Below are 24918 nucleotides of genomic sequence, written 5' to 3'. Positions count from 1 at the left end.
CGCACAGCGACGCACTCGAAACGAAATCGAGGTACCAATGAAAATAAAGAGCATGAAACACCTTCTTGCCAGCGTGCTGGTTTTCGCGGTCGCTGCTTCTACCGCACAGGCGCAGACCGCACCCAAGATGAAGATGACCACGGAGATCCCGCCAGGCATCGCCATTCCTGATGAGGTAAACACCCGCCTCGGCACGCTCCGCTTCTTCGACGGCTTCCCCGACGACGACGCCGTCGATAAGCTCTACGATAACCTTGATTTCCAGCGCGCGGTTCAGGCGTATTTGCTAGGTTTGGCGCCGGTCAGCCAGTTGGCAAACCGCAAGGGGATCGCCGAGTTGGGGCCCATCAACCAAACGATCCCCATCTTCGAGGACAGGATGGACTCGAAGTCGTTGTTCCTCACCCCAAACAACAACACCCCCTACACTTGGTTCTGGCTCGATCTCCGCAAAGGACCACTGGTGATGGAAGTGCCGCCCAAGGTGCTTGGCCTGATCAACGACATGTGGTTTCACTTCGTCACGGATGTCGGATTCACCGGACCGGACAAGGGCCAGGGCGGCAAGTATCTCCTGCTTCCTCCCGGCTACGACGGCCAGGTGCCGGCCGGCTATCACGTCGTTCGCTGCACCACCTACTCGGTGTGGGCGCCCTGGCGCTCGTTCCTCGTCAACGGCGACCCGAAACCCGGCGTCGATGCAGTGGAGAAACACACCCGCATCTATCCCCTCGAGGACGCAGCCAATCCGCCGAAGATGAACTTCGTCCACGTTTCCGGGAAAGATTTCAGCACGCTGGCGCCGGCTGATTACACCTTCTGGGAGTACCTCAACCAAGTGGTGCAGGAGGAGCCGACCGACGCGGTGGATCCGGTCACCCTCGGCTTCTGGCACTCGGTCGGTATCCGGAAAGGCAAGCCGTTTGCGCCCGACGCGCGGATGAAGAAGGTTCTCGCGGAGGCCGCACTGGTCGGCGACGCGACGGCCCGCGCCATCAACTCCCGCCTCCGGATCAAGGAGAGCTACTACTACCCGAATAGCGCTTGGCGCTCCGGCTTCCATGGCGGCTATAAGTTCGAAGAGAACGGCGCGCGCGTGCTCGACGCCTACTCAGCCTTCTTCTTCTATGCTACCGGTGTGACCCCGGCCATGGACTCCAAGGTCATCGGCATGGGCTCACAATACATGGCGGCTTTCGTCGATTCCAAAGGCCAACCGCTCGATGGCAGCAAGAACTACAAGCTACACCTGCCGCCAAACATCCCGGTCAAAGATTTCTGGTCGGTCATCCTTTACGACAACCAGACCCGCTCGATGCTCCAGACCGACCAGCGCTGGCCGGCCGCTACCAGCCAGAACCCGAATTTTCAGGTGAACCCGGACGGTTCGGTAGACATCTACTTCGGCCCCAAGGCCCCGGCCGGCAAGGAGAACAACTGGATTCAGACTGTTCCCGGCAAGGGCTGGAACACCTTACTCCGCCTCTACGGCCCACTCCAGCCGTGGTTCGACAAGACGTGGCGGCCGGGGGAGATCGAACCGGTGAAATGAGCTTGAGAAGGACCAGCTAACGAGCGGTTCCAGCGGACGGCGCGAACGCGCCGCCGCTGAACCGGAACGGCGCGGGGAAGCTTAGGACGGGTCGTCGAACAAGTCACCGGCGTCGACGACGAACGGGGCATCCGCTACCGCGTGATCGACAGCGGGCCGTTCAGCCAAAACTGCGTGCCTTCAAACGATTCGCGCAGCTTCCCATATTTCGCTTGACGAAGATAGGCAGGGTATTTCACCGCCCCCACCCGCCGAGCCAACTCCTGATAGCACCACACGCAACTGAGCTTGAATGCGCTGCCGAGGGTTTGGTCGTCGTTCCATTCAGGCATGTCGTAACGAGTTCCATCCCACTGGATTGGCACGTTGGCCCCCTCTATGACGCCCTCTTCAAGGGCGATCAGGGTGTTGAACACCTTGAAGGTAGAAGCAGCGACAAATGCTTGCTGCGCACGGGAATCGTTGTGCACAAAACGCTGTCCCGTCTTGGCCGATTCGATCAGCAGCGTTCCGGTGACGCCCGCTTTGCTGAACAGATCAGCAATCTCTGCATCTTCGGCTTGAACGAAGAGCGACCGGCAACCAACGCAGGCGATGACAAACAGTCTGAGCATGGCGGGTTGAGCGAGATGAGAAGCCAATAACGAGAACGGAGCCTGTCGCAACACAGGCTCCGTTCCGAAGGAGGAGCGGGTAAAGAACGCTCCTCCGGCGCTCAGGGATGGCGAGCGATGTTCAGCCAGAGACCGACCCGGCCTCAGGTGCCGTAATAGACCTCGGTGAACTTCTGCATCAGTTCGGCCGGCATGTTGCGATTGCCGTCGCGGCTGGTGCGGATGCAGACCAGCGCCGGGGCCGGGGACGCCTTGGCACGAGCCAGCGCTGCCGGCAGATCCTCCAGGCGCTCGACGTATTCGCCGTGGCAGCCGAGGCCTTCGGCAACCTTGTCCCAGCGCACCGTGCCCATGTCGCAGCCGAAGGTCTTGCCGTAGAGCGCCAGCTGGTTCGGTTCCTCCAGCGTCCACGAGCCTTCGGCGAGGACGATGGTGGTGAGCTTCAGCCCCTCGCGCACGGCCGACTCCATCTCCATGATGTTGAAGCCGGCGGCGCCGTCGCCGGTGACGCAGACCACCTCGCGCGACGGGTCGCCGAGCTTGGCGCCGAAGGCGGCGGGAATGCCGACGCCGAGCATACCGAACTCGAGGATGGTCATGTACGAACGCGGCTTCGTCGCGGGCAGGAAGGAATGGCCCCAGAGCGAGGTCATCCCGCCGTCGACGGCGTAGCAGGCGTCGCCGCCGAAGATCTCGCCGATGGCGAGCATCGCCTGCGCCGGATGAATGTCGGGGCCGGGCCATTCGGTGACCAATTTGCCAAAGGCCTGCTGCGCGCCGGCAACGGCTGCGCGGTAACGCGCGAGGTCGCTGCCGTCGGCACGCTTCGGTTCGCGCCGCTTGAGCTCGGCGGCGATTCCAGTCAGCGCGTCGCCGACTTCGGCGACGATGCCGAGCGCGACCGGCCGCGACACCGCGATGTTGCGCGGGTCGACGTCGATATGGATCAGCTTCTTCGCCAGCGGATCGCCCCAGTACTTGTCGAACGGCAGATCGAGGTTACCCAAGCGGGAGCCGGCGACGAGGACGACGTCCGCCTCGGCCTTGGCCGGATCCGACAGGTACATCGGCAGGTGGTTCGGATGGTTGATCGGAAACGCCGAACGGCCGGACATCGTCGTGATCACCGGGCAATTGAGCGCCTCGCAAATCTCCCGCAGCTGTTCTGCGGCGCCGGCGCGGTCGACGCCAGCGCCAGCGATGAGCAGCGGCCGCTTGGCGCTGGCGAGCAGGTCGACCGCCTCCACAATCTGGCGCTGCGAAGCCTGTGGCGCGCCAGCGCGCGCCATCGCCGACGGGAAGATCGGCGCCTTGGCGGGGTCGCCCTTACCATAGACGACGGTGTTGTGAATATCGAGGTGCACCGGGCCAGGGCGGCCGTTCCACATTTCGCGGAAGGCGGCGCGGAACAGCTCGGGAACGCGCTCCCAGATCGACACCGAGCCGCCCCACTTGACCGTCGGTCGGAAGATGTCGAGCTGGTCCTGCCCCTGAAAGGTGGTCGGCAGCGATGGATTGACGATCGCGGGACGATGCTGGGCCGTGATCACCAGCACCGGCACGCCTTCGTGCATCGCCGTCAGGATGCCCGGGAGCAGGTTGGCCGAGCCCGGTCCGGGGTTGCCGAACACCGCGGCCACCTGGCCGGTCGTCTTGTATAGGCCTTCGGCCATATGCAGGGCCGCCGCCTCGTGGCGGACGGGGATCAGGCGAATGCCGAACTCTTCCAGTTTCGCCAGCAGGGGATCAACGTCCGGACAGGGCAGACCGATCAGGTACTTGATGCCTTCGTTGGCAAGACAACGGGCGATCAGTTCGCCGCCGCTCATTTCACTCATGATGTCTCCTTGATTGTGTTGACTGTCACTTCGCACGCCGCCTGCGGCGGCGTGCCACTCCTGTTATCCGGGCGTTCCGGCAGGTCGATTGCGGCGCGCTGCGCGCCACCAGCCGACGGAGAGGAAGATCGCCAGCAGGGCGCTGCCGACCGGCCAGCGCAGGTCGGGGACGACCAGGTCGCCCGGCATCGGCAGCAGCAGGACCTGCAGCGCCATGAACTTGTACGCGACCACCTTGGCGTAGTCAGGATGCGTCAGCAGGTCGAGGAACGCGCGGCGGCTGGTGTAGCGCATGACGAGGACGCGCTCCCAGTCGTCGAGCGCCGGCTGGTGCTCGAACAGGTTCTTCTCGCGCGTCTCGCTGGCGAATACCGGGTAGCTGCCCGAATCGGCGAGCAGCGGAATGGCCGCCTCCTCGTAGCGCCGATTGGCTTCCTGCGGCGTGCCGGCGAAGTCGATCGCACCTGCGAAGCGGCGCACCTGCTCGTGGTAGCGCATCAGGTTCAGCATGTAGAAGGGCTTGCCGTCGTCGGCCAGCGCCCAGGCGCGCAGGCGCTTCATCACCTCCGGCTTTTCCTCCGGCGGGAAGGCGAGTTTTTCGACGGCCGACAGGTAGCGGTCGACTTCCGCCGGCGTCAGCGCGCCGCGCACGCTGCCGGGCGACTGCCACGCCCAGAAGGCGGCGAAGATCAGCGCGAAGGCGAGCCCCAAATAGATCTGGAAACGAGATTTGCTCATATTCTTCCCTGGTTGTGAGATCCGGCTTCAGCGCAAGGCGTCGAGCAGCAGCGGATTGATGGTTTCGGGCGCATCCAGCTGCAGCCAGTGATTGGCCTGTTCAACGCGTATATAGCGCCAGCCGGCCTTGCAGTACTGCGCTGCCGCGGTCATCTGCTGCTCGACCAGAAAACGGTCGCCGCTGCTCCAGATGCCGACCACCGGCACCGTCGCGTCGCCCCAGCGCCTCGGCAGCAACAGCTTCGTCAGGTTGGCGCGGTAGTAGTTGATCCCTGCCGTCAGCCGCCCCGGCCGCTGCAGCGCCATGCGCCAGTGCGGCATCTCGGCGGGGTAGCCGGTGACGAGGCGGAACAGCGCCCAGTCGCCGAGGCGGAGCATGAACTCGGCGAGGCCGCGCAACTGGAAGAAGACCACGTAATAGCCGCGGATCTTCTGCATCAGCCCGCCGCTCGCATAGGCAGCCGGATGACCGACGGAAAGCGCGACGTAGCGGTCGATGCGCCGCGGATGGAGGAGAACGACCTGCCAGCCGATGACGGCCCCCCAGTCGTGCGCCACGAGGCGCACCTTGTCGATGCCGAGCGCGTCGAGCAGCGCGACGACGTCGCCGACCAGATGGTCGAGGCGGTAGGAGGCGACGCCGCGCGGCGCCTCGGTCTCGCCGCAGCCGCGCAGGTCCGGCGCGATGACGCGATAGCCGGCTTCGACCAGCGCGGGAATCTGCTTCCGCCAGACCGCGTGCGTGTCCGGGAAGCCGTGCAGCAACAAGACGTCCGGGCCGTTGCCGGCGACCACGACGCTCATGGAAATGCCGTTGACCTGCAGGCGTCTGCTTTGGAATTCCATCCTCGTTCCTTCACGCATGGGGGGGCGCGCGGCGACGCCCGCGACCGACGTGCTCATATCCAGCCCGTCTTTTTCGAGTCCGCGATCAGCACCTTGAGCAGTAGGCCCCGCGAGAGGCGGCGCAGGTTGTAGATCAGGCGCGCAATGGGACCTACGAGAACGATGCCGCGCCCGCTGCGCACGGCGTCAACGATGGCTTCGCCGACGAGCCGCGGTGGCGCCCCCTTTTCCCGGTAGAACTTCTGCAGACGGGCGATCTGTTCGGCCGAGACCGCCTTCGACACCGAACGCTCCGAAACGTGGGTGATCGGCGTATTGATGATGCCCGGACAGACCACGCTGACCGACACTTGCGAGGTCGCCAGTTCCATCGCCAGGCTGTCGCTGAGCCCGACGACGGCGTGCTTCGATGCCGCATAGACGCTCATGTTGCAGACCGGCGCGAGGCCGGCCGCCGAGGCGACGTTCACCACGTGGCGCGGGCCACCGGCTTGCAGCATGCGGGGCAGGAACGCGGCGCAGCCATGCACGACGCCCATCACGTTGACGCCGAAGACGCGATGCCAGGCTTCGCTCGGCGTCGCGACGAAGGGTCCGATGTAGCCGATGCCGGCGTTGTTCACCAGCACGTCGAGCGGGCCGCCGAGCGCATGCACCTCGTCCGCCAGCGCCGTCATCGCCGCCTCGTCGGCGACGTCGACGACCCAGGTCCGGCATTCGGCGCCGAGCGCGCGCACCGCCTGCGCTGCCGTATCGAGGCCGGCAGCATTGACATCAACGAGCAACAGGCTGGCGCCGCGGCGCGCGAAGGCCAACGTCGTTTCCAGACCGATTCCCGACGACGCGCCGGTAACGAGAACCCGCTTGCCAGCAAGATTCGGCAGTGCCATGACATGACTCCCTGAGTTGTTCAGGCGCCAGTTTGCGCCCCCACCCGGACGATTACGCCCCCTCCCGAATGGGGGGTGCGAGTCCGCCCTCAGCGCCGCCGCGACAGGTCGATCGCCAGTGGCCGCCCGATCGCCTGCATGACCAGGCTCACCGGCTGCCCGTGGGCCAGCAGCTTGGCCATCGCGTTCAGGTACGGCGTGATGTGGCCGAAGTATTTCCGGTAGCCGGCGCAGAGGTAGTTCAGCCCCGGTTCGCCGTCGGGGGAGGCGACGAAGCGGTTCTTCGGGCATTCGCCGTGGCACGCGAAGAGGTGGGGGCAGCGGCGGCAGTAGGCCGGCAGCGCGGCTTCCTTGGCGGCACCGAAGGCGATCTGCGCCGGCGAGGCGAGCAGCGCCGCCGGGTCGTCGTCGCGGATGTTGCCGAGACGGTACTCGGGGTACATGAAGTGGTCGCAGCTATACACGCCGCCGTCGTGCTCGACGATCGCCGCCTTGCCGCAGCGCGGCGCGAACAGGCAGACAGTCGCCGGCAGCTGGCACCAGGCGGCCAGCGCCCACTCGAAATTCATCACGTGCACTTTGCCGACGTCGCGCCGCACCCAGCGGTCGAAGACGGCGATCAGGAAGTCGCCGTAGGCGACTGCGTCAACGGTGTCGCCGGTCACCGCGCACGCTTCCCCGGCTTGCAGACCTTGCGCACGAGACAGCGGCGGCGGCGTCGCGAACGACTGGCCGACGGCCGCTTCGCGTGGCTGCGGCAGGCGCTCGACGACCGGATTGAATTGAATGAAGCCGACCCCTTCGCCGGTCAGAAAGTCATAGACCTCCAGCGGGTGCTTCGCCACCTCGCGCGCCACGGTGACCAGCACGTTGACATCGACGCCATGCGCCTGCAGGCGCTTGAGCCCCGCCATCACCGCGTCGAAGGTGGACCGCCCCCGCTTGTCGAGGCGGTACAGATCGTGAACTTCTCGCGGGCCGTCCAGACTGAGACCAACGGTGAACCGCTCGCGCGCCAGAAACGCGCACCAGGCCTCGTCCAGCAGTGTGCCATTCGTCTGCAGCGTATTGCGGACGATCTTCCCGCCCGCATACTCGCGCTGCAGGGCAACCGCGCGCGCGAAAAAGTCGAGGCCGAGCAGGGTCGGTTCGCCGCCCTGCCAGGTGAACTCGATTACCGGCGTCGTCTGCGCGGCGATGTAGCGCTGCACGTAGCTGCGCAACGTGTCGTCGTCCATGCGCCAACTCTGCCGGGACGGAAACTGACGCTCCTTCTCCAGGTAGAAGCAGTAGCTGCAGTCGAGATTGCAGATCGGCCCGACCGGCTTGGCCATCAGATGAATGCCCTGGGCGGGCGGCACGGGCTCAGCCATGTGTCGGTCTCCACAACGGATTTCGGGAAGGCGCAAACGCCTCGCCTGCTTGTGCCCGAATCATAGGTCCGCCGACATCTCCGTTTCCCCCCCTCCTGCCGAGGGGGTGACGCCAACCGCTGCCCGCCCAACAATGCAGATCGTGAAATCGGGACGCTGCACAGCCGTCCCCCTGTCGATGATGGAGAATTGCAGAAATGAAACATCCCTGCTCGCTGCGGACGCTTGCTTGGCTCGCGCTCGCGGCACTGGCGGTCCATGAATTCTCCGCGCCTGCGCATGCCGCTACCGTCCTTTCCGGGCGGATTGCCACCAGCGACGGCAAGCCGATCTTCGGCGCCATGGTCACCGCCTTCAACGAGGAAAAGAACCGCAAGGAGACCGCCTACTCCGACGCGAGCGGCCACTATTCGCTGCCGCTGAGCTACGCCGGGAAACTGCCGGTGCGGGTGCGCACGCCCTACTTCAAGGACATCACCGCCACCGTCGCGGTCGCCGCCGATCACACGACAAGCGTCGACTTCGCCGCGGAAAAGCTGGCCTCGCCGGAGGAGCTGTCCGAATCGCTGCCAGCCTCGGCCCACGTCGCGATGCTCGACTTCCCGAACCAGGCGGTCAAGGAGACCTTCGTCAGCCAGTGCAACTTCTGCCACCAGCAGGGCAATTCGCTGACCCGGCAGCCGGCACCGGAGCGCAAGTGGAAGGACACCATCAATCGCATGGAAGGCTACATGGCGATGGTCACCTACGGCGAGGTGAATGCGATCGCCAAAACGATGGCCAATGGCTACACCGGCAAGCCGGTCAAGGCGATCCAGACTTACGACGCCAGCCCCGAGCTGGCGCGCGCCAAGGTCGAGGAATGGCATGTCGGTGACGCCCAGTCCTTCGTCCACGACGCCTTCGTCGGCGCCGACGAGAAGCTCTACGGCATGGACGAAGGCCACGACCTCATCTGGGTGCTGGACCGCATGACGGGCCAGATCGAAAAACTGCCGCTGCCCGATGTCGGCCTGCCGGTCAGTGGAATTTTCAATGGCCTGAAGATGCCGATCGGCGTGTTCACCGGCCAGCACGGCCCGCACAGCATGGCACAGACATCTGACGGCCGGCTGTGGATCACCGCCTCGCTGTCCGGCATGCTCTTCTCGCTCGACCCGGAAACCAAGTCTTTCAAGGGTTACCGGGTGCCGCGCGGTTTCCTCTGGCACGGCGGCATCTATCCGCATACGGTGCGCGTGGACAAGGACGACATGGTCTGGTTCACCGTCGTGGCCTCGAACCAGGTCATGCGCTTCGACCCGAAGACGGAAAAGTTCACGGTGATCGACCTGCCGTCGCGCGGCGTCGTGCGCTGGCTGACCGACACCTTCTTCGGTCTCGTGCTGAAGATCGCCGGCCTCTTCGACCGCTCCAACCTCCATCTCGCGCTGTCGCACCACAAGTGGCTCAACCAGGGCAAGGACGTCCTGACCATGCCCTACGGCATCGACGTCAATCCGGTGGATGGCAGCATCTGGTACGCCAAGCTGATGACTAGCCAGATCGGCCGCATCGACCCGAAGACGCTGAAGGTTACCGAATACGACACACCGATGAAGGGGCCGCGCCGGCCGCGCTTCGACGACAAGGGCGTGTACTGGATTCCGGCCTTCGACTCCGGCGGCCTGATGAGCTTCGACACCGCCACGCGGCAGTTCTCAACCTACCCGCTGCCGCGTCTGGCGCCGAACGAATACGAGGTCCCCTACGCGCTCAACGTCGAGCGCAAGTCCGGCGACGTCTGGATCACCGCCAACAACACCGACCGCGTGCTGCGCTTCGTCCCGGCCACCGGCAAGTTCATCAGCTACCCGATGCCGTCGCGCGTGACCTTCTTCCGCGACCTGGAATTCACCCGGGACGGCAAGGTCTGCACCAGCAACTCCAACCTGCCCGCCTACGCCCACGAGGACGGTGTCGACGCCTTCATCTGCATCGACCCGAACGGTGCGGGCGCGCCGCGCGGCTGAACGCCGAGGGAAACGCCATGCTCAAGCACATCCTCCATTCGCTGACGCTCAACCTGCTGGTATCGATCGGCATCATCGCGCTGGGGCATCTCCTCAGTTATCTGTTCGGTTGACCAGTCCGTCGCAACATCGCAAAAAAGCCTCGATCATGAAGCGCGCCATGAACAGCAAGCCCGGCAACCATCCCGAACTGGACGGCATGCTCTGCGACCTCGCCGAGCAGCGGAGCCGCTAGGTGGCGCGCCGGTCGTTGAGCGCATCCGGATCCTTGGCGAAATCAAGGAAGCCCTGATGCAGCTGACCGAAGTGTGGACACGGACGGCCGCACGAAAAAAGCGTACTGCCATCGGCTCGCCGCTGATCGGCTGCGGCTTCCTGCGCATCTTCTTCAACGCCCTGCGCGGCTGACGCACAAGGCCGCAGCCGCGCCCACTCAGGCACGCCTTATACACAAAAGAAATATATAGACGGAGACAACCCATGACCCGCCCCGTGCCATCCAGGCTCCTCCCGCTGAGCCTGGTCCTCGCAGGAAGTTTCGCGAACGCGGCCGACGCCAACCTGCCGTTCCCGGAGACGTCCAGCGCCAGCAAGGCCGGCAAGACCCTCGCCGACTCGCGGCACCAGTGGCGCAAGCCAGCCGAGCGCCGGGCGGCCGACACCCCGAACATCCTCGTCATCATGCTTGACGACGCCGGCTTCGCGCAGTCCGACGCGGTCGGCGGCGCCATCCACACGCCGACGCTGCAGCGGATCATGGACACCGGCATCCGCTACAACGCCTTCCACACCACCGCGATCAGCTCGGCAACCCGCGCCGCGCTGCTCACCGGCCGCAACCACCACCGCGTCGGAAACGGCGTCGTCTCGGAAATCGCCACCGACTTCGACGGCTACACCGGCCGCATTCCGGACAGCGCGGCGACGGTGGCCGAGGTGCTCAAGCACTACGGCTACAGCACCGCGGCCTTCGGCAAATGGCACAACACCCCCGTACTGGAAACGACCTCGCAGGGGCCGTTCGACCAGTGGCCGACCGGCCGCGGCTTCGATTACTTCTATGGCTTCATGGGCGGCGAAACCGATCAGTACCATCCGCGCCTGTACCAGGGAACGACGCCGATCGAGCCGCCGCACGACGGGAAATACCACCTGAGCGAGGACCTGGCGACCCAGGCCGTCGGCTGGCTGCGCAAGCACCGCACGCTGACACCCGACAAGCCGTTCTTCATGTACTGGACCCCCGGCGCGGTGCACGCGCCGCTGCAGGTCTTTCAGGAATGGACGGACAAGTACAAGGGCAAGTTCGACGATGGTTGGGACGTCTATCGCCAGCGCGCCTTCGAGCGGCAAAAGGCGATGGGCTGGATCCCGCAGGACACAGAACTGACGCCGCGGCCGGTCGACCTGCCGGCCTGGGACAGTCTCTCGGCTGAGGAGAAGAAATTCCAGTCGCGGCTGATGGAGATCTATGCCGGATTCATGGAGCACGTCGACGCCCAGGCCGGCCGCATCGTCGACGAGCTGGAGCGGCAGGGCGTCCGCGACAACACGCTGATCTTCTATGTCCTAGGCGACAATGGTGCATCGTCCGAGGGCGTGCGCGGCTCGGTCAACCAGATGCTGGCGCTGAACGGCATACCGGTACCGGTCGCGCAGCAGATGCAGGTAGTGGAGAAGATGTACGGCGGCCTCGACGCCCTCGGCGGCCCTAAGCTCGAAGCGCACTACCACGCCGCCTGGGCCTGGGCCGGCGAGTCGCCGTTCGTCGGCACCAAGCTGGTCGCCGGCTACTTCGGCGGCACGCGCACACCACTCGCGGTGTCCTGGCCGAAGAAGGTCAAGGCCGACAGCGCGATCCGCACGCAGTTCCACCATGTAACTGACATCGCGCCAACGATTTACGAGGCCACCGGCATCACGCCGCCGAAGGCGGTCAATGGCGTCAAGCAGCAGCCATTCGACGGCGTCAGCATGGCCTACACCTTCGCCGACGCCAGGACGGCGACGCGCAAGCGCGAGCAGTACTTCGAGGTTTTCGGCAGCCGCGGCATCTACAAGGACGGCTGGATGGCCTCGGTATTCGGTCCGCGCCGGCCGTGGAATCCGAGCTTTTCGCAGTTCATCGGCTGGAAGCCGGAGAACGATCAGTGGGCGCTGTTCCGGCTCGACGGCGACTATTCGCAGGCGCGCGACCTGGCGGCCGAGAACCCGGCGAAGCTGGCCGAGCTGCAGAAGGCCTTCGACCGCGCGGCGCAGGATAACCACGTCTATCCGCTGGGCGCCGGCCTCCTGCCCTTCCTCGATCCGGCGGCGAAGATCTCGACCGGCCTGCGCGAATGGCACTTCGGGCCGGAAACGAGCCGGCTGCCGGAATTCACCGCGCCCAACCTGCGCTCGGCGAACAGCATGGCAACGGTAGACGCCGAGTTCCCGGAAAACGCCAGCGGCGTCCTCTACGCCCTCGGCGGCATCGGCGGCGGCGTCACGCTCTATGCTGACAAGGGCGAGCTGGTCTACGAGTTCAACGATCTCGCCGTCGCCCGCATCAAGCTGAAGGCGCCGCAGAAGATCGCCGCCGGCCGCCACCGCATCGAAGTGGAAACGACGGTCACCGCAGCCAAACCCGGCAGCCCGCTCGCGCTCGTCTTGCGCGTCGATGGCGTCGAGGTGGCGAAGGGGACGACGCCCTTCTCGCCGCCGCTCACCTTCAGCGCCACGGAAACCTTCGACGTCGGCATCGATCTCGGCTCGCCGGTCGCGCTTGACTACTTTGACCGCGCACCATTCAGGTTCGACGGCCGGGTCAACGACGTTCACGTCGTCTGCCCCTGAGCGGTACCAGGCGCCCTCCTTCGCTTGCTGCAACAGCGGTTGCGTCTGTGGTCCGGGCGCAACCGATGCGTTGCTTACGCGCGCCGGCAGTGGCATCAACGGCGGTATTCCATCACCCACGGCCTGCGCTATCCTAGGTTTCTTGTCCGCGAGCAGAAAAACGATCATGAGTTTCGACGCACCCGATCCCGAGCTCGTCCTGAAGACCACGCCGCCGCGCATTCCCAAGGCCCTGCTGTCACGCGGCCGGCTGGCCAGCGACAACCCGGAGTTCCGCGACAAATCGATCATCGAAATCCAGGCGCCGGCGGGTTTCGGCAAGACTTCCCTGCTCGGCCAGTGGCGGCGCGAATCCCTCAACCGCGGCAAGCTGGTGGCTTGGTTGACGCTCGACGAACGCGACGACGGCATGCGCTTCGTCCGCGGCCTGGCCTATGCGATGCGCCTGGCGAGCGGCCGTCCCGGCTTCGACAAGGCGGTGTCCCAAGCGACGCGGCAAAGGCCGAGCGAGATCGACAGCCTCACCGCCTGGCTCGCCGAGGTCACCAACCTCGGCGCCGAAACCCTGCTGATCCTCGACGAGGTGCAAGCGGCACCGACGGCCACCATCGAGCTGTCGCTTCACTATCTGTTGCTGAACGCCCCGCCCAACCTGCGCATCGTGATGGCCTCGCGGCGGCGCCTGGACCTGCCGTTCTCGGACATGATGGCGCGCGGCCTCTATGCCAACATCGGCGCCGACCGTCTGCGCTTCACGCAGCAGGAGACGCTGCGGATTCTCGCAGAGCGCTTCGGCACGAAGATCAGCGCGGACGACGGCGCGCGCCTGCACGAAAAGATCGCCGGCTGGCCGCTCGGGCTGCAACTGGCGGTCGCGTCGCTGGAACGCTGCGCCAACCCTGCCGCGTCGATCGCGACGATGGCCACCGTCACCAGCGACTTCAAGCAATACTTCCGCGACACGCTGATTTCCGGGTTGGACGACGAAAGCACCGACTTTCTCGTGCAGATTTCGGTCCTCGACACCCTGCGGCCACAGCTCTGCGCCGCGGTCACCGGCCGCGCGGATGCGGAGAACCTGCTGGAGAAGCTGCGCCACAGCCTGCCGATCTTCACCGAAGGCGTCGATAGCAACTGGATGCGCATCCATCCGATGGCGCTGGAGTTCCTGCGTGAGCAGCTGCAGCGGCGCCCGCCTGCTGAGGTACGGGAATTGCGCATGCGCGCCGTGCGCTGGCTGACCGACAACCAGATGCATGAGGAAGCGGCCAGCCACGCGCTGGCCGCCGGCGAAGAAACTCTCGCCTACAAGTTGATCGGCGAGTGCCTTTACGGCGTCATGGCCGGCGGCAACCAGTTGCGCGTCCTCTACTGGCTCGACCACATGCCGCAGCGGGAGCTCGAGCGCCACGCGAGGCTTCTGCTCGGCGCCGCCTGGGCGTTGGCCGAAAGCTCCCGGCACGCGGAAGCGGCAGCCCTGGTCGAGAAGGTCATCGCCGATCCATCGGCGTCGGCCAACGACCGCTTCGAAGCGGCGTTGATCAGTGGTGCCGCGGCATTCTTTGCCGACAACATCGACCGCGCTGCAGAAATCTTCAGGCCGTGGAAAGACGCCCCGCCGCCCGACTCGATGCAATTACGCGGCATCGCGGCCAATGCCTTCGCCACGATGGCGCTCTACGAAGGGGAGCCCGAGCAGGCCCGGCAAACGATCCGCATCGCCCACGCCCGGTGGCCGGCGTCGGTGGACGCGATCCGCGCCTGGGGCGAATGGGTCATCGGCTTCAGTTACGTGTGGGAAGGACAGGTCCAGTTGGCGGCGGAAACGCTGCGCGATTCGTTGTCCCGCACCGAGGAGGCACTCGGGCGCCGCTCCGCATTGAGCGCAACGTTCGCGGCGGCACTCGCCACGGCCCTGTGGGAGTGTGGCGAAATCGACGAGGCGGCAGAGTTGCTGGCCGACCGGTTGGACATCCTGGAGCAGATCTCCGCGCCGGAATCGGCTTCGATGGGTTACCTGATCGCCGCGCGCACGGCGGCGGCAAGGGGTAACGAGCGCCGCGCGATCAACCTGCTCGACAACCTCTTCGTCATGGGCACGGCACGCAAGCTCCCCCGCTTCTGCGTGACCAGCCTGTCCGAGCAGGTCCGCATGCATGCGCTGCGCGGCCACGTCGAGACCTGCCGCGCTGCCTCCGCCCGTTTGGAGGCCCTGATCGCTCCATGGAGTGATGCGCCGGGCGGCCTGCTGCACCCCCTGCTGATGCTGCGCGCATCATTGGCCCGCGCTTTCGCCGCAATGGCGAGGCGGGACTGGCGGGGCATGCTGGCCCTGCTCGAACCCGCGCAGGAACTCGCGACGCGCCTGCGCCGCGGACGCGAAGCGATCGAAAGCAAGCTGCTGCGCGCATTGGCCCTGCGCCATCTCGGCGACGACGCCGCCGCGCTGATCGGTGAAGCCGTCAGCCTCGCCGGAATTTATGGTTTACGCGCCACACTGCTCAACACGCATCCCAATCTCTTCGACGACGCGGTGCCTGTGCGCCAGACGGAAATCGCTTCCCTCGCCAACAGGCGGGACGCGGAGGTGACCGCGCCGAAACGCCCCCACTCGCGCCCCTGCGGCCTATTGACGAACAAGGAAGACGAAGTCCTGCAGTTGCTGGCGAAGAACTTCTCCAACAAGCAGATCGCCGCCGCCCTCGGGGCCAGCGAAGAGACAGTCAAGTGGCACATCAAGAACCTGTTCGCAAAGCTCAATGCAGGATCGCGCAAGCACGCCGTCGATCGCGCGCGCATGCTCGGCATCTTCGCCGGCGAGGCCTGACAGCGCACTTCATCCACCAGCGCGCAATGGCTTAGAGCGGCGTCGGTCAGGCGGCGCTTGTGCGCGAGGAGTACTGGCAGGGCACGAGCCGCAGGATATGAGCGCCCGCTCCGCCTCCCCCCATTGATCTAGATAGGAAAGTTGACATGATCGCTCTTCTCAAAGCCTCCTGCCTCATTCTCTACACGCTGGGGATCGCCGCCTACGCCGGCCTCCTGCCCGAAACGCTGTCGGTGCTCGGACCGGTCGCCGCCACGCTGCTGGCCGCGCACGTGCTCGAAGCCGCGCTGATGTTCAGGTTCGTCAAGCGCTACCCGGGGCCGCTGACGGCCAGCCTGCTGCTCACCTTGCTCTACGGCTTCCTGCACTGGTGGCCGCTGCGCAGGCGGCCGGTCTGACCGCCAACACGATCGCCTCGCCGAAACCGCGGGCACAATGGCCAGCATCGACTCGCCCCGGAAGGACGTCTACATGCCGTCCCCGAACGCGACGCCGCCCCTGGCCACCGCGCCGACCGTCACTCCATCGGCAGCCGGTAGTTCTTGAACATCCCGCGCAGCGTCATCTTCTGCAGCTTTCCGGTCGCGGTATGCGGCAACTGCTCGACGAAGGCGACATCGTCCGGAATCCACCACTTGGCCACCTTGTCCGAGAGGAAGGCAAGAACATCGTCGCGAGTGAGTTCCGCCCCTTCCTTCTTGACGACGACCAGCAGCGGCCGCTCCTGCCATTTCGGATGCGAGACACCGATCACCGCCGCCTCGGCGATGCCGGGATGCCCCATCGCTGCGTTCTCCAGCTCGATCGACGAAATCCACTCCCCCCCGGACTTGATGATGTCCTTGGAACGGTCGGTGATCTGCATATATCCGTCGGCATCGATCGTCGCCACGTCGCCCGTGTCGAAGTAGCCGTCGACGTCGAGAATTTCCCCGCCATCGCCCTTGAAGTAGCCGCTGGTGATCCACGGGCCGCGCACCTGCAGGTGTCCGGAGGCGCAACCGTCGTTCGGCAGCACTTTACCGTCGTCGTCGGTGATGCGCATGTCGACGCCGAAAATGGCGCGCCCCTGCTTCGTCTGCAGCGCGATGCGCTCGTCTTCGCCGAAATCGCGGTGCTTCGGCAGGTAATTGCAGACGGTGCCGATCGGCGACATCTCGGTCATCCCCCAGGCATGCTTCACGGCGGCGCCGAACTTCTGCTCGAAGGTCTCGATCATCGCACGCGACGCCGCCGCGCCGCCGATGACGACATTTTCGAGGCGCAGCTCCTTGCGCGGATCGGCGTTGACGGTGTTGACATGGTTGAAGAGCATCAGCCAGACCGTCGGCACGCCGAGGGCGACGGTTACCTCCTCGTCGCGCATCAGTTCGTAGACGCTCTTGCCATCGAGCGCCGGGCCCGGCATCACCAGCTTGGCGCCGCACATCGCGCCGGCGTAGGGCATGCCCCAGGCATTGACATGGAACATCGGCACGACCAGCAATGCCGATTCCCGCGCCGAGATGCCGAGACCGTCGACCGCGCAGACCGCATAGGAATGCAGCACCGTCGAGCGATGCGAGTAGAGCACCCCCTTCGGGTTGCCAGTCGTGCCCGACGTGTAGCAGAGCGAGGACGCCGACGTTTCGTCGAAAACCGGCCAGTCGAAGCGGTCGCTTTGCGCGGCGATCAGTTCCTCGTAGCAGACCAGATTCGGGATGTTGCTGACCGGCATGTTCTGGCGGTCGGTCATCGCGACGAAGGCCTTAACCGTCTTCATCAGCGGCGCCAGTCTTTCCACCAGCGGCGCGAAGGTGATGTCGAAGAACAGGTACTGGTCCTCGGCGTGGTTGGCGATGTACTCGATCTGCTCCGGGAAGAGGCGTGGATTGATCGTGTGCAGCACGGCCCCCATCCCGGACACGCCGAAATACAGCTCCATGTGCCGGTAGCCGTTCCACGCCAGCGTGCCGATGCGGTCGCCCATCTTCACGCCGAGCGCGGTCAGGGCGTTGGCCAATTGCTTCGAGCGCCGGCCGATGTCGGCGTAAGTGCAACGGTGGATCGGCCCCTCGGCAGTCCGCGAAACGATTCCGGCCGCCGGATGGAATTTCGTGGCGTGCTCGATTAGCGACGAGATCAGCAACGGACGGTCCTGCATTAGCCCTTTTAGCACGTGAGGTCTCCTGTTCGAAGGTCAAAGATTGCGACCAGCCAAATTTTCCCGAACACGTATCCGGGTCGCTCAGCAGATCACGCTTTCAACCATGGTAGGCCAGGGTGCCGCGGCAATCCCCACTGGCGACGGGGGGGATATGCCGATTCCACTAGAATGGACCCACCGAATGCGCACGCGTAGGCAGCCGTCCACATCGCAGCGGTCGCCGAGAGGAGAAGGCCATACCTGACCGCTTCCGCGACGACGCGCCGCATCGTGGATTCCGCTGCCTTCCTGCCCGCCATTCCTGCGCCTGCAGCCGGCACTTCCGGCCCCATCGCCCCCTAGGCCTTGCGCAGCAGGAAATGCGACAGCGCAGGGATGAGCAGCAGCGCGCCGACCATGTTCCAGACGAACATGAAGGTCAGCAGGATGCCCATGTCGGCCTGGAACTTGATCGGCGACCACGCCCAGGTGACGACGCCGGCGGCCAGCGTGACGCCGACCAGGGCAACGACTTTCCCGGTAAATTGAACGGCCTGCTTGTAGGCTTCCGCCAGCGTCTGTCCGGCGCGCTGGTGCGCCAGCTGTACCGACAACAGGTAGAGCGCATAGTCGATACCAATGCCGACGCCGAGGGCGATGACCGGCAGCGTCGCCACCTTGACGCCGATGCCGAGGGCCACCATCAACGCCTCGCACAGCACCGAAGTCAGCATCAGCGGCAAGACGGCAACGACGACCGCGCGCCAACTCCGAAAAGTGATCAGGCTGAGTACGACGACGGCCAGGTAGACGAGCCCGAGCATCTGCAGCCAAGCCTTGCGCACGACGATGTTGGTCGCCGCCTCGATGCCGGCGCTGCCGGCGGCGAGCAGGAACTGCCGCTCCCCGTTGCTGTGCTCCTCGGCGAATCTGGCGCCGGTTTGCACGACCTGGTCGAGCGTTTCGGCTTTGTGGTCGCTCAGATACGCGATAACCGGCATCACCGAGCATTCGGTGTTGAACAGGTCGGGGCTGTTGACCGATGCCTGCTGCGCCGCATAGTTGAGGACATCCTGGTTGCGGTTGATGGTCAGCCACTTCGGGCTGCCCTCGAAGGTGCCGGCCGTGATCTGCCGCACCGCGTCGACCAGCGACACCGTCGTCTGCACGCCGGGGAGCTGCTTCAGTTCCCACGCCAGGCGATCGGCCTCGACCAGGGTCTTGTACTCCAGGCAGCCTTCCTTGCCGGTCTTCACGATGACCGCGAACTGGTCGCTGGAAAGCGCATAGTTGGCGGTGACATACGCGTTGTCGACGTTGTAGCGGGAGTCGCGGCGCAGCTCGGGGGCGCCGGCGTCGAGGTCGCCGATCTTCAGGTGCAGGCTGGCGGCGAAGCCGGCAGCGCCAAGCAGGGCGGAAGCCACGATGGCAGCCAACGCCCAGCGCCGCTCGGTGAAATGGTCGAGAAGGGACCAGAGCCGGCCCAGGCCGCGGCCGCGCGATTCGTCCCGCTCTTCCCTCAGGCTCCGCTCAGCGGCATGCGCGCTGACGCCGCTGTAGGAAAGCAGCACCGGCAGCAGCAGCAGGTTGGTGAAGATCAGCACGGCGACGCCGATGCTCGCCGTCATCGCCAAGTCGCGAATCACCGGGATGTCGATCAGCATCAGCACCGCAAAGCCGACGGCGTCGGCCAGCAGCGCGGTGACACCGGCGAGGAAGAGGCGGCGGAAGGTGTAGCGCGCGGCAACCAGCCGGTGCGTGCCGCGGCCGATGTCCTGCATGATCCCGTTCATCTTCTGCGCGCCGTGCGAGACGCCGATGGCGAAGACGAGGAAAGGCACCAGAATCGAAAACGGGTCGAGTTCGTAACCGAACAGCGCGACGAGCCCCAGCTGCCAGCAGACCGCGACGATCGAACAGGCGACAACCAACGCCGTGCTGCGCACGCAGCGGGTGTAGGCGTAAATGATGGCCGTCGCCACCAACGCCGAGATGGCGAAGAACATCGTCACGCGCAGCAGGCCGTCGATCAGCTCGCCGACCAGCTTGGCGAAGCCAATCACGCGCACCTTGATTGCCGGCGCCTGTTTTGCGCCATCCTTTGCGCCGGTGGCGGCCGATTGCTCATACTTCGCGCGGACCTTCTCTTCGATCGTTCGCGACAGCGCGTGGTAGTCGATCGGCTTGCCGCTTCCCGGCTCTTTGTCGAGCAGCGGCACGAAGATCATGCTCGATTTGAAGTTGTTGGCGACCAGGCTGCCGACGATGCCGGCGCGCGCGATGTTGTGCTTCAGGCGTTCGACGCTTTGGGTCGAACCGTCGTACGTATCCGGCATTACCGGCCCGCCGATGAAGCCCTCCTCGGTCACCTCGGCCCAGCGCACCGCAGGCGTCCACAACGACTTGGCCCAAGCGCGGTCGACGCCCGGCATCAGGATCAGCTCGTCGTTGATCCGGCGCAGCGCCTCGAGATACTCGGGCGCGAAAATGTCACCATCGACGCTCTCGACGACGACACGCAGCGAATTGCCCAAGCCGCGCAGTTCCTCCTTGTTGTCGAGGTAATTCTTGATGTAAGGCTGCCCCTGCGGGATCATTTTCTCGAAGCTCGCGTTCAGCGTGAGCTTCGTCGCCGCGACGTAGCCGAGGAACAGCGTGACCAACGTACATACGGCGACCATCAACAAGCGGTGGTTGAAGACCATCCGTTCCAGCAGATTACCGGAGCGACGATCGAAGGACCGTAGGTCTCGGACCACCGGCATGTGTTCAAGTGCGTCAGCGGCAAAGCTCATAAGACTTCCTTCCCAGTTGCATCTAACGCTTGGCGGCGGTGACGGCAACGCCGCGAGGACCAACCAGCGCGATCCGCCCGCTGCCGGCGTCGGCGATGCCGGCCAGCGGCATCGTCCTCTCCGTCGGCAGCGTGCCGAAGCTGCGGCCACCGTCAGCGCTCGCCACGACGCGGCCGCCAAGGTCGGCGAGATAGACCGTGCCGGCGGCATCGCTCGTGCCGGCGACCACCGTCGCTGGCAAGCCCGTTTCCACCTTCGTCCAGCTGCGGCCTTCGTCCTCGCTGCGATAGACGTTGCCGCGCAAGCCAAAGGCCAGCAGCGCCGCATCCGCCGTGCCGACGATGCCGAAGAAGCTGCCGTTGTAGGGCGTCTGCAACGCCCGGAACTTCTCGCCGGAGGCGTCAAGGCGCATCAGCAGCCCGCCCTCGCCGGCGACGTAAAGCCCGCCCGGACCCGGGCGGACGGAATACAGGTTGAACAGTTTCGGATTCTCGGTGCGGTCGAACCACGGCTCCCAGGTCTTGCCGCCATCGTCGGTGCGGAAGATCAGGTTGTAGGCGCCAACCGCGTAGCCCGTGCTCCCGTCCGCGAACCAGACGTCGAGGAACGGCTTGTCCGCGCCCTGCTCCTTGTATCGGCGGGCTTCGGCAAGGAGCCGCTGCCCTTCCTCTGAGGCCGCGGCAGCGCCGTACTTCCGCTCCATGGCAGCGACGAGCAGCTCGTTCGCGCGCAGCCCGTCGAGCTGCAACTCCCACGACTTGCCACCGTTGCTCGAGTGCAGGATCACCCCGTCGTGCCCGACCGCCCATCCCTTGGCGGCATCGACGAAGAAAACCGCCGTCAGGTCTGAGCTGACCGGCACCCGCGACTGCTGCCACGACGCACCGCCGTCAGCGGAAACGACGATATGGCCGCGCTGACCGACCGCGACCAGCCGCTCGCCGGAGCGCGCGACGGCAAGCAGCAGGCCGCTATTGGCGAGCGGGGACATGCGCGCCGCCACCTGCAGGGGGTCGCTGAAACCGTCGGTTGCCACCGACGCGGCGACGCCCCCACCGGCAACGACGCACGCCGCCAGCAGCGCCAAGTGCGTGATGCGCGCGGGGCGCCGCCTACTCGAATCCGTCCGGAACGGGCGGCGCCGCATATGCGCCGCCCTTAGCCGGAAGAGCCCACCGATCGACCAGATTTGCCGCATCGCCCTCTCCTGCCTTCGGTTCTTCAGCGTACGCCGGCCCCGGCGAGCGCATCCGGTGCCCAGTAGTTCTCGCCCGGAAGTTCGGTCAGGTACTTGATGCCGTTGTAGGCCCCGGCGAGACCGGAGATGTTGTACATGCCGACGTTGAAGTCGTAGAACACCTGGCTATCGATGTACTGCGCCTGGACGTCGTAGGCGAACGACGGGTAGGAATACGACGAGCGGTACAACTGGCCGCGCGCATCGTACTGGTCGGAGGCGACCGCCGCCCAGCTGTCCTCGTCGATGTAGAACACCCGCTTGCTGTAGATGTGGCGCTTGTCCTCCTTCAGCTTGGCCTCGACGACCCAGACACGGTGAAGTTCCCAGCGCACCAGGTCGGGATTGACGTGGCCCGGCTTGGTGATGTCGCCCGGCTGGGAATAGTAGGTCAGCTTGTAGTTGCTCGACGGGACGTACATTTCCTTCTTGCCGACCAGGTTGAAGTCGAAGCGATCCATCGCGCCGTTGAAGACCGTCGCGTCGTCATAGGTCGAAGCGCCGGCGGAACCGGGGTTCGGCGTGTCGTACGCGACTTCCGGCGCCAGCTTGACGCGGCGCTGACCGGGCAGGTATTGCCAGGCGCGGCGGGCCTGCTTCAGCGGGCTCACCGAATCCCAGACCAATAGCGCCTCTCCGTTGCGGCGGGCCGGCGCCAGATACTGCAGCTTGACGAGCCAGAACGGATCCTTCTCGTTCAGGAAATCCGCCTTCTTCGGATCGAACACCGGCCAGGCGTAGGTCACGTTGCCGGTCGTCGCCAGCACCGGCGTACCGTTGGCGCCGACGTTCCACGAGTCGTACTTGAAGTTGAAGCCGAGGCCGCGATAGGTGAGCAGATGGTTCCACATCACCTCGTTACCGGTCTTCGGAATCGGGAACGGAAAGCCGGGCAGCACGTTCTCGATGCCGACGCCGCCGTCGGTCGTCTTCGCCGCCACCGCGTTCTTGCGGGTGTTGTCGACGATCCGCTGCGGGAAATTGACCGTCCGATGCGTCGGATAGACATCGACGCGCATCGTCGGGTAGCGTTTCAGCAGCTCCTTGGTACCTTCGGTCAGCTTGTCCGCGTGCGCGGCCACGTCCTTGCCGGTGATCGAGAGGCGCGGCTTTTCGTCGGCGAAGGGATCGGGACGACGGTTGCCGTCCGGTTTGACGCCGGCGTTGGCGGCGGTCAGCCCCCCCTTCCACTCGGGAATCGTCCCCTCCTTGTTGCCGGCCTTTTCGGCGCCAGTCGGCGTCAGCGTTGTGCCCAGTTGCTGCGCTTCCTGCGCGGTGACCGCCGCCAGAGCGTGGCCGGACATCGCCAGCGCGAGTGCGACGGGAACCATCGATTTATGAAATTTCATGCTCTGCTCCTCCTCGATATCAGAATGTCGTTTTGTAGGTCAGTGAAACGAAGTCGCGGTCGCGGATCAATGAATTGAGACCGTTTGCCGAGGTCACGACGCCCGCTCCGTTGGTCTCGTACCGTCCGAAGAAACCCACATACTTCAAGTCCACGCGGTGCTTCTGATTGATGTCAGCGCCGAGACCGATCGAAAAGCTGCCGGCATGCTCGTTGCCGCCGGAGGAAACGGCCGAATTGCCGGACAGGCCGACCGAATAGGAAATCGGCATCTGCAGATCGACCCCCGGGAGGACCTGGAACCAGGTCGGCGTGAAGTTGATCCCCAGCCCCCAGAAATCCTTAGTCACCTTGTCGATGCCGGTATAGCTGTCGCGACCCTTGAACACGGCCTCGCCCTGCGTCACCTTGTCCCAACGGTTCCACTGCAGTTCCGCCAGCCACGTCGCTGCGTCAAAGAATGCGTTGGACGGCTGCGTCCACAACGCATTGACGACACCATGCCAGGTGTTGCCGACCGCCCCGCCCGTTTCGCCATCTGCCGGGACCGCGCTGATCGCGCCCGGCACCCGCGCCGCCAGGGCCGCCGGAAGAATGCTCACCGGATCGCTATTGAGCGGCATGTTCCGCCGATAGCTCAGGTCCATGCCGACGCTCACGCCGGCAATGCTCTTCGACAGGCTCAGGCCGATGATGTCGATGTCGTCGGGATAGACCAGGCGATACTTGCCGATATTGCCGGCCAGGATCTGGGGAATGCTCGCTGCGGACGGATTGACGTAGCAGGTCGTCGGCGCCAGCGGGGCGAAACCGAGGGCACCGCAGGCGGCCGCCGGCAATGTCGCCACTGCCGGTGTGACATGGATCTGGGGCTGAATGTCCGATGTCTTGCGATAGTAGGCACCGAGCGTGCCATCCAGCGCCGCCGGGCTCCAGCGCATCGCCAGCCCCCAGTCGCCCCGCTTCTTCGGCTTCACGTCGTCGTCGCGCAGCAGCCGGGCGGTCGAGCTCGCGTACAACGACTCACCGCCTTCCAGCAGCATGTCGAAGCCGCCGAGATAGGAGCCCGCCTCCGGGATGCGGAACGGCTTCCAGTCGAGGAAATATTGCGCCGCCAGCGACAGTTCGGGCGTCGCCTGCAGCTGCGCGGAGATCGCATTGCGCGGCAGCAGCAATTCCTTCGCTTCCGTGCCGGGCACCGAGAGCGCCTTGCGCAAGTCGAGCGGCGACTGACCGTAGCTGACGCCATGAATCGGGGAGAGCAGGGACTCACCCCAATACAAGGTATGGCGCCCGACCTTGAAGTTGATCGGCGACCCGCCGATGTCGCCCCCCGCGAAGAAGAAGGCGTCGAGAATCTCGCCCGACGGCCCCCGGTGGAAGCGTTTCGTGTCGTTGCTCAAGCCGAGCGCGGGCGCGCCGTTCTTGAGATGGTTCGAACCGGCAACGTTGTCGTTGTCGAGCCGGTCTGCGGCTTCGTCGTACCACCCCGCGGCGCTGACCCGGAAGCCGGTGGCATTGCGGTAGACGAGATCGAATTCGCTAAGGATGTCCAGCCGGTTCCCGACGGTGCCACGGTCGAAATTCCGGTTGCCATCGTTGAAGTTCGGGCTGGCGAGCAAATGCGAATTCTGCTTCTCCACCCGGTTTGCGTAGTTGTACTTGACGGTGTTGTCCCAGCGGGCGACCAGGTCGTCGTTGCCGGTATTGATCTCGAACGCCTGCGCCGCACCGGGCGCGCCGAACCAAATTGCCAGCGCCCACGAAATGGCGCGCAACGGGATGCCGTGCCGCGCATTCCGCTTGTAGTCTCCACATTCCATGAAATCCCCCTCTTATTATGAGTCGCTGTCGCCACCAACCGCGTGACTTGCGGCAGAAGCCTTAC

The 24918-nt window shown here is 65.2% G+C and carries 15 protein-coding genes and 1 pseudogene; 5 read left to right on the top strand and 11 right to left on the bottom strand.

Features of this window, described 5'->3' with window-relative positions:
• Nucleotides 1-37 precede the first annotated feature (37 nt).
• Nucleotides 38-1552: a DUF1254 domain-containing protein gene (locus AZKH_RS09635; RefSeq protein WP_156822077.1), complete on the top strand. Its 1515-nt coding sequence runs from the start codon at nt 38-40 to the stop codon at nt 1550-1552.
• Between the two features lie 140 nt (nt 1553-1692).
• Here the strand turns inward: AZKH_RS09635 and AZKH_RS09630 are convergent.
• From AZKH_RS09630 to AZKH_RS09605, 6 genes and pseudogenes are all read right to left on the bottom strand, one after another.
• Nucleotides 1693-2166, bottom strand: a pseudogene (locus tag AZKH_RS09630) (penicillin-binding transpeptidase domain-containing protein); the annotation flags it as partial.
• Nucleotides 2167-2309: 143 nt separating this feature from the next.
• Nucleotides 2310-4004, bottom strand: coding sequence for a thiamine pyrophosphate-binding protein (locus tag AZKH_RS09625; RefSeq protein ID WP_015435572.1), 1695 nt, complete (start codon nt 4002-4004; stop codon nt 2310-2312).
• Nucleotides 4005-4067: 63 nt separating this feature from the next.
• Complete coding sequence (locus tag AZKH_RS09620; RefSeq protein ID WP_015435571.1) at nt 4068-4742, bottom strand: hypothetical protein; 675 nt, start codon at nt 4740-4742, stop codon at nt 4068-4070.
• Between the two features lie 27 nt (nt 4743-4769).
• Nucleotides 4770-5588, bottom strand: a complete 819-nt coding sequence (locus AZKH_RS09615) for an alpha/beta fold hydrolase (protein WP_015435570.1) — start codon at nt 5586-5588, stop codon at nt 4770-4772.
• Nucleotides 5589-5641: 53 nt separating this feature from the next.
• On the bottom strand, nt 5642-6478 hold the full coding sequence (locus AZKH_RS09610) for an SDR family NAD(P)-dependent oxidoreductase (RefSeq protein ID WP_015435569.1): 837 nt from the start codon (nt 6476-6478) through the stop codon (nt 5642-5644).
• 89 nt (nt 6479-6567) lie between these two features.
• Nucleotides 6568-7851 carry an anaerobic sulfatase maturase gene (locus tag AZKH_RS09605; RefSeq protein ID WP_015435568.1) on the bottom strand — a complete coding sequence of 428 codons (1284 nt, stop codon included), beginning with the start codon at nt 7849-7851 and terminating at the stop codon, nt 6568-6570.
• A 197-nt stretch (nt 7852-8048) separates the two neighbouring features.
• On the opposite strand from AZKH_RS09605, the gene AZKH_RS09600 reads away from it, so the two are divergent.
• From AZKH_RS09600 to AZKH_RS09585, 4 genes are all read left to right on the top strand, one after another.
• Nucleotides 8049-9863, top strand: a complete 1815-nt coding sequence (locus tag AZKH_RS09600) for a carboxypeptidase regulatory-like domain-containing protein (RefSeq protein WP_015435567.1) — start codon at nt 8049-8051, stop codon at nt 9861-9863.
• 480 nt (nt 9864-10343) lie between these two features.
• Nucleotides 10344-12698, top strand: a complete 2355-nt coding sequence (locus AZKH_RS09595) for an arylsulfatase (protein ID WP_015435566.1) — start codon at nt 10344-10346, stop codon at nt 12696-12698.
• Nucleotides 12699-12864: 166 nt separating this feature from the next.
• Nucleotides 12865-15525, top strand: a complete 2661-nt coding sequence (locus AZKH_RS09590) for a LuxR C-terminal-related transcriptional regulator (RefSeq protein ID WP_041656048.1) — start codon at nt 12865-12867, stop codon at nt 15523-15525.
• Nucleotides 15526-15671: 146 nt separating this feature from the next.
• Nucleotides 15672-15923: a hypothetical protein gene (locus tag AZKH_RS09585; protein WP_015435564.1), complete on the top strand. Its 252-nt coding sequence runs from the start codon at nt 15672-15674 to the stop codon at nt 15921-15923.
• Between the two features lie 119 nt (nt 15924-16042).
• On the opposite strand, the gene AZKH_RS09580 is transcribed toward AZKH_RS09585, so the two are convergent.
• The 5 genes from AZKH_RS09580 to AZKH_RS09560 all read right to left on the bottom strand — a co-directional run bounded on the left by AZKH_RS09580 (nt 16043) and on the right by AZKH_RS09560 (nt 24853).
• Nucleotides 16043-17683 carry a 3-(methylthio)propionyl-CoA ligase gene (locus tag AZKH_RS09580; RefSeq protein ID WP_015435563.1) on the bottom strand — a complete coding sequence of 547 codons (1641 nt, stop codon included), beginning with the start codon at nt 17681-17683 and terminating at the stop codon, nt 16043-16045.
• Between the two features lie 326 nt (nt 17684-18009).
• On the bottom strand, nt 18010-20445 hold the full coding sequence (locus tag AZKH_RS09575) for an RND family transporter (protein WP_015435562.1): 2436 nt from the start codon (nt 20443-20445) through the stop codon (nt 18010-18012).
• 22 nt (nt 20446-20467) lie between these two features.
• Nucleotides 20468-21643 (bottom strand): YCF48-related protein, encoded by a 1176-nt coding sequence (locus tag AZKH_RS09570; RefSeq protein ID WP_015435561.1) that lies wholly within the window; start codon nt 21641-21643, stop codon nt 20468-20470.
• Between the two features lie 23 nt (nt 21644-21666).
• The gene (locus tag AZKH_RS09565; RefSeq protein WP_015435560.1) at nt 21667-23031 is read right to left on the bottom strand and encodes a DUF1329 domain-containing protein; all 1365 of its coding nucleotides are present in this window, start codon (nt 23029-23031) and stop codon (nt 21667-21669) included.
• 19 nt (nt 23032-23050) lie between these two features.
• Nucleotides 23051-24853, bottom strand: coding sequence for a DUF1302 domain-containing protein (locus AZKH_RS09560; RefSeq protein ID WP_015435559.1), 1803 nt, complete (start codon nt 24851-24853; stop codon nt 23051-23053).
• Nucleotides 24854-24918 lie beyond the last annotated feature (65 nt).

Origin of the sequence: Azoarcus sp. KH32C (assembly GCF_000349945.1) — a bacterium.
Classification (GTDB): Bacteria; Pseudomonadota; Gammaproteobacteria; order Burkholderiales; family Rhodocyclaceae; genus Aromatoleum.
Note: the sequence above shows the minus strand (reverse complement) of the source record. Positions and strands in the feature narration are given on the sequence as shown.

Coding starts and splice junctions, on each gene's coding strand:
- AZKH_RS09635 (WP_156822077.1), top strand. CDS start 38: ATGAAAATAAAGAGCATGAAACACCTTCTTGCCAGCGTGCTGGTTTTC.
- AZKH_RS09625 (WP_015435572.1), bottom strand. CDS start 4,004: ATGAGTGAAATGAGCGGCGGCGAACTGATCGCCCGTTGTCTTGCCAAC.
- AZKH_RS09620 (WP_015435571.1), bottom strand. CDS start 4,742: ATGAGCAAATCTCGTTTCCAGATCTATTTGGGGCTCGCCTTCGCGCTG.
- AZKH_RS09615 (WP_015435570.1), bottom strand. CDS start 5,588: ATGGAATTCCAAAGCAGACGCCTGCAGGTCAACGGCATTTCCATGAGC.
- AZKH_RS09610 (WP_015435569.1), bottom strand. CDS start 6,478: ATGGCACTGCCGAATCTTGCTGGCAAGCGGGTTCTCGTTACCGGCGCG.
- AZKH_RS09605 (WP_015435568.1), bottom strand. CDS start 7,851: ATGGCTGAGCCCGTGCCGCCCGCCCAGGGCATTCATCTGATGGCCAAG.
- AZKH_RS09600 (WP_015435567.1), top strand. CDS start 8,049: ATGAAACATCCCTGCTCGCTGCGGACGCTTGCTTGGCTCGCGCTCGCG.
- AZKH_RS09595 (WP_015435566.1), top strand. CDS start 10,344: ATGACCCGCCCCGTGCCATCCAGGCTCCTCCCGCTGAGCCTGGTCCTC.
- AZKH_RS09590 (WP_041656048.1), top strand. CDS start 12,865: ATGAGTTTCGACGCACCCGATCCCGAGCTCGTCCTGAAGACCACGCCG.
- AZKH_RS09585 (WP_015435564.1), top strand. CDS start 15,672: ATGATCGCTCTTCTCAAAGCCTCCTGCCTCATTCTCTACACGCTGGGG.
- AZKH_RS09575 (WP_015435562.1), bottom strand. CDS start 20,445: ATGAGCTTTGCCGCTGACGCACTTGAACACATGCCGGTGGTCCGAGAC.
- AZKH_RS09570 (WP_015435561.1), bottom strand. CDS start 21,643: ATGCGGCAAATCTGGTCGATCGGTGGGCTCTTCCGGCTAAGGGCGGCG.
- AZKH_RS09565 (WP_015435560.1), bottom strand. CDS start 23,031: ATGAAATTTCATAAATCGATGGTTCCCGTCGCACTCGCGCTGGCGATG.
- AZKH_RS09560 (WP_015435559.1), bottom strand. CDS start 24,853: ATGGAATGTGGAGACTACAAGCGGAATGCGCGGCACGGCATCCCGTTG.